The sequence below is a fragment of the Phenylobacterium sp. genome, assembly GCF_028290885.1.
Lineage (GTDB): Bacteria > Pseudomonadota > Alphaproteobacteria > Caulobacterales > Caulobacteraceae > Phenylobacterium.
On sequence record NZ_JAQGIZ010000139.1, the window covers coordinates 1 to 13,414 of the forward strand.

Consider the following 13,414-nt stretch of genomic DNA (forward strand, 5'->3'; position numbering starts at 1 on the left):
CGCTCGGCCGCTACGGCCGCCCGGAGGAGGTGGCCCACATCACCCTGAGCCTCTGCCTGCCCGCCGCCTCCTACATCACCGGAGCCACGATCCCCGTGGACGGCGGCCTGATGGCCAGGAACGCCTAGGGCTAGAGCCCGACCGCGGCCCAGCGGGTCTCGCAAACCACCGTCAGCTTGGCGAATGCCAATCCGCCCGTCATCAGCCCGTCAGGTGGCCCCGTGCAAATGGACGCCTGAGTCGCCCGGGGAGAATCTTACATGCGTCGTGTCTCGGGGCTCCTGGCGCTGCTGGCGCTCGCCCCCGCCGCGGGCGCCCGGGCTCAGGCTGCGGGGACCTCCGCGGCCCCGGCGCCGCCCGTCACCGTGGGCGCCGTGGTGGTCACAGCGGAGCGGCCCCCCACGCAAACCCTGCTCGACCGCAAGGTCTACACCATCGGCAACGACCTGCAGGCGACCTCGGGCTCCGCCGCCGAGGTGCTCAACCAGGTGCCCTCGGTGGCGGTCGACGCGGACGGCGTGCCGACCCTGCGCGGCGACGGCAACGTCACGATCCTGGTCGACGGAAAGCCCTCGGCGCAGTTCTCCGGCGCCACCCGCGGCCTCAGCCTGCTGCAGTTGCCGGCCAGCGACATCGACCGGATCGAGGTGCTGACCAACCCGCCGACGCAATTCAAGGCCGAGGGGTCGGGCGGCGTGATCAACATCGTCACCAAGAAGACCCGCCAGCCGGGGTTCTCCGGGGTGGGCCGCCTCAGCGTCGGCGACCAGCGGCGCTACGTCCTCGGCCTCGATGGCGCCTACAACCGCGGCAAGCTCAAGCTGTCCGGCGGTGTCGGCCTTCGCCAGGACGCCAAGGAGCGGCTTACGACCACCAACCGGTCGGAAACCGACCCCGCCTCGAATGCGCTCGTCCAGAGCCAGCAAAGCATCGATGAGCATTTCCGCAGGCTGATCCCGTCGGTGAAGGCGGGCCTCGACTACGAGCTGAACGCGAGCCAGTCGTTCGGCGCCTCCTTCAGCCACCGCGAGCTGACCGGCCAGCGGTACTTCGACCAGCACGACCTGAGCGGACCAACCGCGGCCTCGCCCGCCAGCATCTCCGACCGCCACAGCGACGGCCACGAATGGAGCGTGGACGCCGACGAAAGCGCCCGCTTCGAGCAGAAGCTCTGGCGCCCCGGCGAGACGCTGGACCTGGCGGTGCAGCGCAGCGTCACCGGCGAACGCGAACGCTACGCCTATCGCAACACCTTCACCCTGCCCGCGGCCGTCCCCAGCTTCGACGACCTCCGCCTGGGCCTCGACCTCGTGAAGACCGAGTTCAGCGCCGACTACGACCTGCCGCTCGCCCACGACCGCGAGCTGAAGCTCGGCTACGATCTGGAGGACGACCGCAACGCCTTCGACAACGTCGGCGACAACCTCGATCCGGCGACCGGCCAGCGCGCGACCAATCCCGCCGTCACCAACCACTTCCGCTACCGCCAGCAGGTCAATGCCGCCTACGGACAGTATGAGACCCCGCTCGGGCCGTGGCGGCTGCAGGCGGGGTTGCGGCTGGAGGCGACGCACGTCTCCACCCTGCAGATCACCGGCGGCGTCGCGGGCGGCCGCGACGATTTCGGCGCCTATCCGAGCCTGCACCTGGACCGCGCCCTGGGAGACGACGCCAAGCTCATGGCCAGCGTCAGCCGGCGGGTCACGCGGCCCAATCCGGAGTCGCTCAATCCGTTCACCGACTACCAGGACACCCACAACCTGCGGGCCGGCAATCCGAACCTGCTGCCGCAGGACACCTGGTCCTACGAGCTGGGTTACGCCGGAACCGTGAGCCGGCTGACCTATGGCGCCACGGCCTATTACCGGGTCGACCGCAACAGCGTCACCGACGTGATCACCCCGGTCAGCGCCGATGTGGTCCTGGCGACCAAGATGAACCTGCCGAAAAGCCAATCGGCGGGCCTCGACTTCAACGCCAACGGCAAGCTCGGCTCCCAGCTCTCGTTCAACCTGAGCGGTGAGCTGTTCCATGCCCAGATCGACCCCGGGTCGCTGGGCGGCGCCGGCCTGCAATCGACCAACGGGCTCAACCTGAAGGCCGGGCTCGACTACCGGCCCACCACCGCCGACACGGCGCAGATCTCCTTCACCCGAACGGACCGGCGGCTGACGCCGCAGGGCTTCGTCGGCGCGATCAACCAGGTGAACCTGGGTTATCGGCGCCAGCTGCGGCCCGACCTCGCCGCGGTGTTCACCGTCTCGGACCTGTTCGACGGCCAGAGGTTCACCCGGGTCGTGAGCACGCCGCAACTGCAGGACACCTATGTGCGCCATCAGCTCGGGCGGGTCGCCTATATCGGCTTCGTCTACACCTTCGGCGCCCCGGCCAAGGCCAAGTCCCCGAATTTCGACTACGACCAGTAGAGGGGCGGTTACCTTCGCGAGCAGCCGCCCCTGCCCGGGCGGTGGCCGAGCCCGCTTGCAAGCCGGGCCGCGGCGGCGAACAATCCGCCCCATGACCCGCCTCGCCCGTCCCCTCGCCCGCCTCGCCTTCCTGAGCCTGCTGGCCGCCGCCGCCACGGCGCAGGCCGCCGGCTATCACGCGCCGAAGAACGGTTTCGGCCAGCCCGACCTGCAGGGGACCTGGACCAACGCCTCGCTGACCAGCCTGCAGCGGCCGCCGATGTTCAAGACCCTCACGCTCACCGACGCCGAGGCGCAGGCCGTGGAAAAGCGCCGTGCGGCCTTCCGCGCCGCGCAGGACAAGCCCAGCGACCCCAACGCCGGCGCCCCGCCCGCGGCCAACGACCCGGGCGGCTATAACGCCGCCTGGACCGATCCCGGCGTCGCGCTCGGCCGCATCGACGGCCAGGTGCGCACCTCTTGGCTCGTCGATCCCGCGAACGGCCAACTGCCCTACAGCCCCGCCGGACGGAAGGCCTATGTCGAGGCCCTACGCAAGGCCCGGAACGGCTGGGACGGGCCGGAAACCCGGCCGCTGGGCGAGCGCTGCATCCTGGGCTTCGGCTCCACGGCCGGCCCGCCGATGCTGAACGTGCTCTACAACAACAACTACCAGATCGTGCAGTCGAAGGACGCCGTCGCGATCCTGGTGGAGATGAACCACGACGCCCGCATCGTGCGGCTCACCGACCGCAAGCATCCGCAGGCCGACATCCGGCCCTGGATGGGCGACAGCGTCGGCTGGTGGGAGGGCGACACCCTGGTGGTCGAGACCACCAACTTCAATCCGGGCGAGAGCCTCAGGCCCTATTTCGACAACTCGATCTACCTGTCGCCCGCGGCCCGGGTGACCGAGCGCTTCACCCGCGTCTCGCCTACCCAGATCCTCTACCGGTTCGCCGTCGACGATCCGGCGACCTACAGCCAGGTGTGGAAGGCCGAGATGCCGCTCAACGCCACCAAGGGCCCGGTCTACGAGTACGCCTGCCACGAGGGCAACTACGCCCTGCCCGGCATCCTCGCCGGCGCGCGGCAGGCGGAGAAGGAGGGTCGCAAGATTGAGGGCGTGGACGTCAGCGGCGGCTAGTTGAGCTCCAGTCCCGCGAGGCTCCCCTCCGCGCGCCAGTCCTCCAGCACCTTGGCGAAGGCCACCGGCCCCGCGCCGTAGGAGCCGTTGCGGGCGCTCATCGCCTGCACATTGCCCTCGTTGTTGTAGTAGCCGGGCGTGCACTCCTCGAGGAACTTCTGCCGCATGATGGAGAGGTCGATGATGGTCTGCACCCAGGCCTCCTCGGCCTCCGCCGAAGCCTCCACCACCCGCACCTGATGGTCGGCGGCGTGCTTGAGGACGTAGGCGATGTGCTTGGACTGCTCATTGATCATGTGCGGAAAATTCGCCGTGAACCCCGACTGGGCGTTGGAGATGATGAAGCAGTTGGGGAAGCCGCGGCTGTGCAGGCCGTGCAGGGTCGAGAGCCCGTCTTTCCACTTCTCCGACAGCGTCAGGCCGCCGCGCCCGTGCAGCTCATAGCCTGAGCGGCGGGTGTATTCGGTGCCGACCTCGAAGCCAGTGGCGTAGATCAGGCAGTCGAGCTCGTACTCGACGCCGTTTGCCACCACGCCCCTTTCGGTGATCCGCTCGACGCCCTTGCCCTGGGTGTCGACCAGATGGACGTTCGGCCGGTTGAAGGCGGCCAGGTATTCGTCGTGGAAGCACGGCCGCTTGCAGAACTGGTTGTAGTAGGGCTTCAGCGCCTCGGCGGTGGCGGGGTCGCGCACGGTCTGGTCGACCCGGGCGCGCACCTGCTCCATCTTCTTGAAGTCGGCGAGCTGCATCAGCGCGGCGGGGTTCTCGACCACCTCGCCGGCGGCCATCTTCCTGCGGGCCAGCAGCAGGATGTTGCCGATGATGTCGGTCCAGCCGTCGTTGACCAGGTCCTCCTCCTGGAAGCCGCCGGAGAGCAGGATGTTGAAGTTGTCCATCCGCTGCTGCTGCCAACCGGCCTCGAGGCTCGCGGCCCAGTCCGGGTCGGTCGGCCGGTTGTTGCGCACGTCGATGGAGGAAGGCGTGCGCTGGAAGACGAAGAGCTCGCCAGCGCCTTCGCCCAGGTGCGGCACGCACTGCACGGCGGTCGCCCCGGTGCCGATCACGCCTACGCGCTTGCCGGCCAGGCCGGTCAGCCCGCCGTCGGAGGTTCCGCCGGTGTAGTCGTAGTCCCAGCGGCTGGTATGGAACGAGTGGCCCCCGAAGCTCGAAAGGCCCGGGATGCCGGGCAGCTTCGGCCGGTGCAGCGGCCCGTTGGCCATCACCACGAACCGCGCCTTCAGCGCGTCGCCGCGGCTGGTCTCGACGATCCAGCGCGCCGAGGCTTCGTCCCAGGCCATCCGGGTCACTTCGGTCTGGAAGAGCGCGCCCCTGTAGAGGTCGAAATGCTCGCCGATCGCCCGGCTGTGGGCCAGGATCTCCGGCGCGCGGGCGTATTTCTCCGTCGGCACGTAGCCCAGCTCTTCCAGCAGCGGCAGGTAGATGTAGCTTTCGATGTCGCAGGCCGCGCCGGGATAGCGGTTCCAGTACCAGGTGCCGCCGAAGTCGCCGCCCTTCTCGATGATGCGGATGTCCTTGATCCCCGCCTGGCGCAGCCGAGCCGCCGCCAGCTGGCCGCCGAAGCCGCCGCCGACCACCACCACCTCGACCTCGTCGGTCAGCGCCTCGCGGGTGAATCCCGGCTCGACGTAGGGGTCTTCGAGGTAGTGGGCGAACTCGCCGGCGATCTCGCGGTACTGGGCGTTGCCGTCGCCGCGCAGGCGCTTGTCGCGCTCCTCGCGGTATTTGGCCCGCAACGCCTCGGGATCGAAGCCGAGGTCGTTGGCCGCCGGCTTTTCGGTCCCCACGGAGTCGAGCGTGTCGGTCATGGCGTCGGCGTTCCTTCGGCGTTTTCGGCATCAGGCTAGAGGTGACGCGACGACAATCAAGGCGGCAATCGCGCGCGCCATACCCCGCTTACGAAAGGCGGCTGGCGCCGGAAAATGTCCGGAAGCCGACAGATAGGAGGAAGCCTTAACCTGATGGCGCGATCCTTCCCCGATGGCAGCGCTGCACGCCTCCAAGGACGCCGCGACCGGCGGGGCCTACGGCCTGGGTTTCGAGACCCTGCCGATGCCGATGGCCGTGCTGGATGGCGAACTCGCCATCCTGGAGGTCAACGCCGCCTTGGCGGAGCTGCTGGAGGTGCCCGCCGCCAGCTTGCTCGGCGAGCCATTGCGCGAGCGCCTGTGCTCGGCGGCGAGCGATGTCCCGCCCGGCGACGGCGTCCAGACCTTCGGCTTCCAATACGCCGACGGGCCGCGCTGGCTGCGCCTGGACCTCCAGGCCCACGGCGAGCAAACCCTGGCGCTCCTCGTCGATGTCACCGGCGAGCGCACCGTGCTCGAGCGGATGAAGGCCGATTTCGCGGCTCGCGGACGGCTGATGCACGACGCCGAGGTCGGCGTCTGGCGCTACGACCCCGACGCCGAGGTCTATCACTTTCCCAGCGAACTCGCGCTGGGCCACGCGGCGATCGGCGAACCCGTGCCGCTCGCCGCTCTGCGAGCCGTTCAGCACGAGGACGACCGCGCCATCGACGACGCCATCCGCGAACGCCTGACCCGCGGCGAAGGCGCGGCCGAGGCGGAGATGCGCTACCGGACCGGCGACGGGGGCTGGCGCCACCTGCGGGTGCTCTACCGCTCGGGCCGCAAGCTGAAATCCGGCCGCTACGAGATGTACGGCATCAGCCAGAGCGTCACCGACCTGGCCCAGGCCCGGGACGAAGCCAACGCCAATGCGCAGCGGCTGAAGCTGGCGCTCACCGCCGCCCGCGCCGGCGTCTTCGGCTACGATTACCTCAAGGGCGAGTACTGGCTGTCGCCGGAGTTCCGCGACGTCCTGGGTAAAGAGGCCATCGCCGCCGCCGCTGCGGCGGACGATCCGCGCATGATCTTCCATCCCGACGACCGCGACACCTTGCGCGCCATGGGCGAGGCCAGCCAGAAGGCCGGCCAGGCGGTCTCCAGCGAGGCCCGCGTGGTGCGCGCGGAGGGCGCGATCTGGGTGCGGGTCTATTGGCAGACCGAATGCGACCCTGCCGGCGCACCCGTCCGCGGCATCGGCCTGCTGCTCGACATCGACGAGGAGAAGCGCCAGGAGCTGGCGCTCACCGACGCACGCCGCCTGGCGGAGTCGGCGACGGCGTCGAAGTCCAGCTTCCTGGCCTCGGTGAGCCACGAGATCCGCACGCCGATGAACGGCATCGTGGGCGTGCTCAACCTGCTGGAGCGCGAGGCGCTGAGCGTCGAGGGCCGCGACCTCCTGGGCGAGGCGCTGGCCTGCAGCGACATGCTGGCCCAACTGATCGACGACGTGCTCGACTTCTCCAAGATGGAAGCCGGCAAGCTGGAGGTGGCGCCGACGCCCACCGATCCGGCGGCGGTGATGGCCAGCGTCGTGGCTCTGCTGCATCCCCAGGCCGACACCAAGAACCTCTACATGCGGGCTGTCGCCGAGCAGATGGGCTGGGCGGAGATCGACCCGGTCCGCCTGCGCCAGTGCCTGTTCAACGTCATCGGCAACGCCGTCAAGTTCACCGACACCGGCGGCGTGGAAGTGCGGATGCGCTACGTCGAAGGCGCGCCGCGAAAGCTGCGCTGCGAGGTGCACGACACTGGCGTCGGCGTGCCCGAGCACGCCAAGGCCGCGCTCTTTGACCGTTTCCAGCAAGCCCACGCCGGGCCCGACCGCAAGTTCGGCGGCACCGGCCTTGGCCTCGCCATTTCCCGCAACCTGGCCGAGCTGATGGGCGGGGAGATGGGCTTCGAGAGCACCGAGGACGTGGGTTCGGTCTTCTGGTTCGAGATCGCCGCGCCGCATGCCGAACCCCTCACGCCCGCGCCGCAGGCCAAGGCCGGCGATGCGCCGCTGGCGGGCCTGAAGGTCCTGCTGGTGGACGATAACCGCACCAACCGCGTGATCGGCCTGAAGTCGCTCGAGGCGCTGGGCGCCGAGGCCGAGACCGCCGACAGCGGCGAAGCGGCCATCGCCGCGGCGGCCCGCGGCGGCTACGACCTGATCCTGATGGACGTGAACATGCCTGGCATGGACGGCATGGAAGCCACCCGCCGCATCCGCGACCTGCCGCAGCCGCAGGCGGACGTGCCGATCGTGGCGCTCACCGCCGACGTCATGACCCACCACCAGGCGGCCTATCGCGCCGCGGGCATGAACGGCTTCGTGCCGAAACCCTTCTCGCCAGGCCAGATGCTCGCGGAGATCGTCCGGATCGCCGGCTGAGCCGGCGAGCCCGTCAGGCGGAAACCGCGCCGGCCTTCTGTTCGGCCAGGCGCTTGAGGCTCGTCAGCCCTTCGTCGAACTGCGGGCCGACCAGCTTGTCCATGCTGAAGAACAGACCCATCACCTTCGACATCAGGGTGTTCGGGCCGAACATGGCCCAGGTCACCTTCGTGCCCGACCCTTGCGGCGCCAGGGTGAACTCCGCGGTGTTGTGCGCGGTGAACGGTTTGCTGAAATCAAGCTGGATGACGACCTTCGACGGCGCGTCGGACTGGACGATCTCCATGCGTCCGGAGCCCGCCTTCCTGCCGACCCAGGCGTAGGCCGCGCCCTTGCCGCGGGCCGGACCTGAGTAGGTCTTGCCGAGGTTCGCATCCATCTTCTCGTACGGCGACCAGGCCGCCCAGGCGCGGAAGTCGTCGATCTGCGGGAAGATCGCCTGCGCGGGGGCGTCGATCACGATCGAACGCTCCACCCGGAAGGTGTCGGAGTTGATTGGGCCGGCCATGATGAGGCTCCTCTTCCAGATGCTCATCTGAAAGACGCGGCAGCATCCTCCCAGCCGACAGGGCAGGCAAATTCTTTGCTCTGCGCCTGCCGCGCGGGGTCGGCTTGCGTCGTCCGGCGGGCTCGCCCAAAAGCCGGCCGCCGCCCGAGCCGGCCGGGCGGTCCTACCCTAGCCAAGTCCCTCGAGACTGAAGGCGATCCGCCGAAACAGTTCGACGGGGTCGACGTCCAGCGCCTTGGCCACCCGATAGAGCTCGAGGGCATCGACCCTACGCTGGCCGCGCTCGATCATCGTCACGTGCGAGGCGGCTTTTCCGAGCTTGTCGGCCAAGGCGCGCTGGCTGACGCCGGCGTGCCGGCGCGTTTCGATGAGGATCGCCACGAGCTGGCGATATTCGGCGCTGAAAACCGGATTCGGGCGGCGCTGGACGATCCTGATAGGCGGCATCGGAACGCGGGTCCTTCAAGTGTTGGCGAGGCCGGAGGACCGTCAGCCCTCCTAGGGTGTGTGGAGGTAGGGCCGCCCGCGACCTGGTTCGGAACGGGCGCCGGGCGTGTCGCGGCGTCCCTTGTGGACGAGCCTGGGTGCGGGTTCAGGCAACAGCTCATCGGCGACGACGGCCAGTTTCTCCACCCGCACGGTGCTCTTGTTGTCGGCGATCTTCTTCCATTCGGGCGACGCCGCCAGCGACGCGCGGACCGCCTTCACGACCGCGTCGCGGCGCGCCAGGCCGGCGTCGCCGCGGTACTCCAGGAGCAGCATCGAGGACCAGGGACGACCGGGATAGTAGCGCGCGAGATAGACCCCGTAGGCGCCCAGCGCGCCCGCGTCCATCCACCCGTTCACCTGCGGCAGCAGGTAGCCGTCGACGTAGGTCAGGTAGTCGTCGGTCGAGACCAGATAGTCGTAGGGCACCACAAGGTAGACGGGCGCCTCGCCCGACGCGCTCCGCGACGCGCCCGTGCGGGCGGGGTCGGCCGGCGCCGATGCGATCCCCCGGACCAGCCGCGACGCCTGCGGATCCAGGCCGGCGGGGGCCATCGTTTCGATCGACCGCCAGTGCGCGAGGTCTTCGGCGCTTCGGAAATTGAGGATGGCCATCATGTCCCAGCCGGCGCTGTCCACGTAGCGGCTCATCAGCACGTGGTAGGACGTGAGCTCGCCCGCCGAGCGCAGGCCGTCCAGTCGCGGCAGGGTCGATCGGCGGACCGCCGCCCTGAACGCCGGACGGTCCGCCGGCGCCACCTGATAGGTGATGATCAGCGACCTCGCCCCCTGGTCACGCCAGTCGGCGGCGCGGGCCGCCGGAGCTGCAGCCATCAAGGCGATCGCCGCCGCCAGGATCGTGAGGACTCGCATAGGGGTCATGTCCGTTTGCTGGATGGCCACATCCGCATGAGCACACCGTCGCGCAGGACAAGGTGATGCCAGAGCGCGGCCAAGGCGTGCAGTCCGGCCAGCCCGAACAGCGCATAGGCCAGGTAGCCGTGGAGGTTTTCGGTGGGGTGGAAGACCGCCCGGTTCGACTTCACGCCGAAGTCCAGCCGGACGAGGCCGAAATCGAAGACGCGGCCATGCCAGACGAAGGTCACGATGCCGATCAGGGGAATGACCAGCAGCAAGGCGTAGAGCAGCAGGTGGACCGGGTAGGACAGCCGGGCGGAAAACTCGCCGACGTCGGGCGGCAGATCGGGCGGCGTGTGCCGCAGCCGCCACCAGATCCGCGCCGCAACCAGCGCCAGAATCAACAGGCCGGTCACGGCGTGGATGTTGATCCAGAAGGCCTGCGTCGCCTTCGGCCAGGAATCGTGGAGCAGGCCAAGGATTCCGGCGACGACGATGAGCGCGGCGATGGCCCAATGCAGGGCCATGGCGACAGGACCGTAGGCGACCGGTCCGGTGGAAGGGTTGAGCGTCCTGGCCATCAGTCGATCGGCACGCCGACGATAGCCTTGAAGACCCAGCGATCCTCAGGCTGGCCGTAGCCGTGGCCGACGCCGAGATCGAGGTCCCACTTGCCGAAGGACTTGTCGATGACCGCAAACACCTGCTGGTCGTTCTGGCTGAGGCGCCCGAAACGCTGTGCATCGCCGAGGCCGTTGTAGTTCTCGACGCCGACCTCGAAGCCTTCGTGCACGGCGTAGGTGACCTTGGTCGCCAATTGGTAGGCCGTTGGGCCGCGCGCCGGGCCGGAGACCGCCCAGTCGACGTTGAAGTTGCCCGCCACGGTCCACGGACCCTTCCGGTAACCCGCGATGCCCTTGAGCTCGGCGTTCCAGGGATTGATGTCGAGGTCGCGCCGCACCTTGCCGAGCTCGAAATTCACGCCCCAGAAGAAGGGGCTGTCGGCAGCCTTCGGGGCGATGAATTTGATCCGGCCCTTCACGCCGCCGACCTCGGCCTTGCCGTGCTCGTCGATGGTGGTGAGCGGCAGATAGGCGCCCAGCTCGATGTTGGGCGTCAGGCCGTAGGAGAACTCCGGGGTGATCCGCCAGCGGCCCTGCGAGGCCATCTGGCCCGCATAGTCGACGTCCGCGCCACGGCCTTTGGAGACGTAGTTCACATGGACGTCCAGGCCGTACGCCCCCTTGGCGTCCATCTCGTCCATGTAGACCTGGATCTCCTCGTCGGCCGCGCGGGCTGTGAAAGCCGCCGTCGACGTCGCGGCCGCGACGGCCACGCCCAGAAGACCCGCCCAATCACGGCGCCATCGGCGCGAGCGCCGCGCGCTCGCCCCCTGGTCCCTGCCCCCCAACACCATGCCAACTCCATCCAAACGCGCGCTCGGGTCGAGCACATTCACCGAGCCTCCGGCGCGAGCCGAGGCCCAACGCCGGCCGATCGCTACAAATCCAGCACCAGCAGCGGCCCCGTCGCCCGCGAGCAGCAGGGCGTGAACTGATCGCCGCGCGCCCGCTCCGCCGCCGAGAGGACCCGGTCGCGGTGCGCCACCTCGCCCTGCAGCACGCGGGTCAGGCAGGTGCCGCAAACGCCTTCCGAGCACGACATAGGGATGTCGACTCCATGGCTGGCCAAGGCCGCGGCCACCGAGGTCGTCCTCGGCACGTGGATCGTGAGCCCCGTGCTCGCCAGCCTGACATCGAAGTCGCGGTCGTTGCTGGTGTCGTGCGCCTCGGCGACGAAATATTCGCAATGGACGTTGGCGTCGGGCCAACCGAGAGCGCGGGCCGCCGCCAGAACGTCGTCGATCAGCCGCTCCGGTCCGCAGACGTAGACGTGGGCGTCCGGATCGACGTCTCGCAGCAGGGCCCAAGTATCGAGCCGCCGGCGTTCGTCGCTCACGTAGAGCTTGACCTGTTGGGCGAACGCAGCCTGCTCGAGCCGGTCGACGAACGCCGCCCTGGCGGTGCTTGCGACCGCGTAGTGCAGCTCGAAGGCGGCGCCGATGTTCGACAGCCGCTCGGCCATGCACAGGATCGGGGTGATGCCGATGCCGCCGGCGATCAGGATCGAACGACCGGCGGCGTGCGCGAGCTGGAAGTGGTTCTTCGGCAGGCTCGCCTCCAGCACATCGCCGACCTCCAGCGCGTCATGAAGGGTGCGGGAGCCGCCGCGGGACTGCGGCTCGCGCAGGACCGCTATGAGATAGCGGTGGGTCTCCTTCGGATCGTTGCAGAGCGAGAATTGCCGGATCAGGCCCGGGCCTACGGTCAAGTCGATGTGGGACCCGGCGCTGAACGCCGGCAGCGGCCGGCCCCTGGCGTCGGCGAACTCGAAGCTGCAGATGTTCTCGGCCTCGACCGTCTTGGCGACCAGCTTGAGCGAGAGCCCGGCCTTGGCGGATTTGCGGAACTGCTTGCGGATATAGGGGCTGAAGCCCGAGTAGGCCTGAACCGGCACCGAGAAGCAGACCAGCATCAGGGCGAGCTGGTACGGCAGGCCGCCGACCAGTCCGGAGTGCAGCGCCAGTATGTAGAGGTAGACCTTCCGCCCGAGCGTGGTGTCGGTCAGATAGTGGCTCAAACGAAGGGTCTGGCCGGTCGCCGCGTCCAGATAGAGAAAGGACTTCGCGTTGGCGTGCGGCATGCCGCGCTCGAGGATCTCCACCTCGACCACGCCGTCCTTCTTGGGGTACTTGATCGACGCCCACTTGAGGGTCGGGACGTCGGCCTTCGCCAGGGCCCACAGGTCCTGCATCTTGAGGCGTTTGGCTTTTTGGCCGGGTGCCCGGGCGGCGCCCTTGACGCCGGCATGGAGCTTCGCCGAGCCAGCCGCAGCCTCCGGCGGCGGCGCCGAATCCGCCGGCGTGCCGGTGGCCACGACAATCAAGTTCTTGGCCCAGTCGAACGAAAGCGGCAGCGCGGTGATCGTCATCGCGAGCAGCAACGCAGCGGCGTAGACGCCGACCACCTTGTGCAGGCTGAGGGTGCGGCCGATGCCAGGGCTCCGGGCGTTGAAGGTGAGCGCGCCCTTGAGCGCCCGGCGCGAGCGCGGCCACCACAGGTAGACCCCGCCGATCACCAGAAAAACCAGGGTGATCGCGCTCAGCGTGCCGCCGATCTTCCGCCCGTTGTCGATGAACCGGAAGCGATGCAGCCCGTCGATGACGCCGAACAGGCCGCCGTACTGGTTCTGCTGGCCGAGCACCCGGCCGCTGCAGGGATCGAGATAGACGTAGTCCTTGTTGTTGAACTTCACCGCGATCGAGGAGGCCGCATCGGCGTTGATCTCGATGCTGCCGACCTTGTCCTCGGGGTGCGCGGCGCGGGCGCGGGCGGCGAGGTCGTCGAGGGCCAGCGGCGCGGCGCAGGCCGGCGCCGACACCAGGCGCCTGTTGAGGGCGTCCTCGAAGTGCGGGCGCATCACCAGCACCCCGCCCGTCACCGCCAGGAACAGCAGGGCGAAACCGAAGGTCAGCCCAACCCAGGTGTGCAGCCACATCAGGGTCTTGTGGAAACCGGAGCGGGCGGACGACGGGGCCGTCGTCGCCACCGGCGGCGCGGCGCCTTGCGCCGGGGAGTTCGACGCCAGCGCGGTCACCGGGCAACCCCCAGGTCCGGAGAGACGGTCAACGGGTTGAAACCTCGGCCGCCTTCGCCCATCACGCGTCTCCTACCCAATTCACGCCTCACGCCGCGGGGTTTCCCCGTC

At 69.0% G+C, this 13,414-nt stretch carries 11 protein-coding genes; 4 read left to right on the forward strand and 7 right to left on the reverse strand.

Going from position 1 to position 13,414, the window contains the following annotated elements:
- From JWP28_RS09290 to JWP28_RS09300, 3 genes are all read left to right on the forward strand, one after another.
- Positions 1–128, forward strand: a 128-nt coding sequence (locus JWP28_RS09290; protein WP_299542363.1) for an SDR family oxidoreductase, incomplete at its 5' end; no start/stop codon positions are given.
- Positions 129–260: 132 nt separating this feature from the next.
- On the forward strand, positions 261–2,426 hold the full coding sequence (locus tag JWP28_RS09295; RefSeq protein ID WP_299542322.1) for an outer membrane beta-barrel family protein: 2,166 nt from the start codon (positions 261–263) through the stop codon (positions 2,424–2,426).
- A gap of 91 nt (positions 2,427–2,517) precedes the next feature.
- Complete coding sequence (locus JWP28_RS09300) at positions 2,518–3,552, forward strand: hypothetical protein (protein WP_299542323.1); 1,035 nt, start codon at positions 2,518–2,520, stop codon at positions 3,550–3,552.
- On the opposite strand, the gene JWP28_RS09305 is transcribed toward JWP28_RS09300, so the two are convergent.
- Entirely contained in the window at positions 3,549–5,378 is a 1,830-nt protein-coding gene (locus JWP28_RS09305; protein ID WP_299542325.1) for an NAD(P)/FAD-dependent oxidoreductase, read from the reverse strand. The genes JWP28_RS09300 and JWP28_RS09305 overlap by 4 nt on opposite strands.
- Before the next feature lie 172 nt (positions 5,379–5,550).
- Here JWP28_RS09305 and JWP28_RS09310 point away from each other — a divergent pair, with 172 nt between their 5' ends.
- Entirely contained in the window at positions 5,551–7,794 is a 2,244-nt protein-coding gene (locus JWP28_RS09310) for an ATP-binding protein (RefSeq protein WP_299542327.1), read from the forward strand.
- 13 nt (positions 7,795–7,807) lie between these two features.
- Here the strand turns inward: JWP28_RS09310 and JWP28_RS09315 are convergent, their stop codons facing one another.
- From JWP28_RS09315 to JWP28_RS09340, 6 genes are all read right to left on the reverse strand, one after another.
- The gene (locus JWP28_RS09315; protein ID WP_299542329.1) at positions 7,808–8,302 is read right to left on the reverse strand and encodes an SRPBCC family protein; all 495 of its coding nucleotides are present in this window, start codon (positions 8,300–8,302) and stop codon (positions 7,808–7,810) included.
- Between the two features lie 168 nt (positions 8,303–8,470).
- Entirely contained in the window at positions 8,471–8,749 is a 279-nt protein-coding gene (locus JWP28_RS09320) for a helix-turn-helix transcriptional regulator (RefSeq protein WP_299542331.1), read from the reverse strand.
- A gap of 51 nt (positions 8,750–8,800) precedes the next feature.
- A complete protein-coding gene (locus JWP28_RS09325) occupies positions 8,801–9,661 on the reverse strand; it encodes a hypothetical protein (protein ID WP_299542333.1) in 861 nt (286 codons plus the stop codon).
- A gap of 5 nt (positions 9,662–9,666) precedes the next feature.
- Entirely contained in the window at positions 9,667–10,227 is a 561-nt protein-coding gene (locus JWP28_RS09330) for a cytochrome b/b6 domain-containing protein (RefSeq protein WP_299542335.1), read from the reverse strand.
- Positions 10,227–10,982: a hypothetical protein gene (locus JWP28_RS09335; protein ID WP_299542337.1), complete on the reverse strand. Its 756-nt coding sequence runs from the start codon at positions 10,980–10,982 to the stop codon at positions 10,227–10,229. The genes JWP28_RS09330 and JWP28_RS09335 overlap by 1 nt, the downstream gene beginning before the upstream one ends.
- Before the next feature lie 164 nt (positions 10,983–11,146).
- Entirely contained in the window at positions 11,147–13,303 is a 2,157-nt protein-coding gene (locus JWP28_RS09340; RefSeq protein ID WP_299542339.1) for a PepSY domain-containing protein, read from the reverse strand.
- Positions 13,304–13,414: the final 111 nt, after the last annotated feature.

What these genes read in the sequence shown, in the direction of transcription:
- JWP28_RS09295 (WP_299542322.1), top strand. Translation starts at nt 261, where the DNA reads ATGCGTCGTGTCTCGGGGCTCCTGGCGCTGCTGGCGCTCGCCCCCGCC.
- JWP28_RS09300 (WP_299542323.1), top strand. Translation starts at nt 2,518, where the DNA reads ATGACCCGCCTCGCCCGTCCCCTCGCCCGCCTCGCCTTCCTGAGCCTG.
- JWP28_RS09305 (WP_299542325.1), bottom strand. Translation starts at nt 5,378, where the DNA reads ATGACCGACACGCTCGACTCCGTGGGGACCGAAAAGCCGGCGGCCAAC.
- JWP28_RS09310 (WP_299542327.1), top strand. Translation starts at nt 5,551, where the DNA reads ATGGCAGCGCTGCACGCCTCCAAGGACGCCGCGACCGGCGGGGCCTAC.
- JWP28_RS09315 (WP_299542329.1), bottom strand. Translation starts at nt 8,302, where the DNA reads ATGGCCGGCCCAATCAACTCCGACACCTTCCGGGTGGAGCGTTCGATC.
- JWP28_RS09320 (WP_299542331.1), bottom strand. Translation starts at nt 8,749, where the DNA reads ATGCCGCCTATCAGGATCGTCCAGCGCCGCCCGAATCCGGTTTTCAGC.
- JWP28_RS09325 (WP_299542333.1), bottom strand. Translation starts at nt 9,661, where the DNA reads ATGCGAGTCCTCACGATCCTGGCGGCGGCGATCGCCTTGATGGCTGCA.
- JWP28_RS09330 (WP_299542335.1), bottom strand. Translation starts at nt 10,227, where the DNA reads ATGGCCAGGACGCTCAACCCTTCCACCGGACCGGTCGCCTACGGTCCT.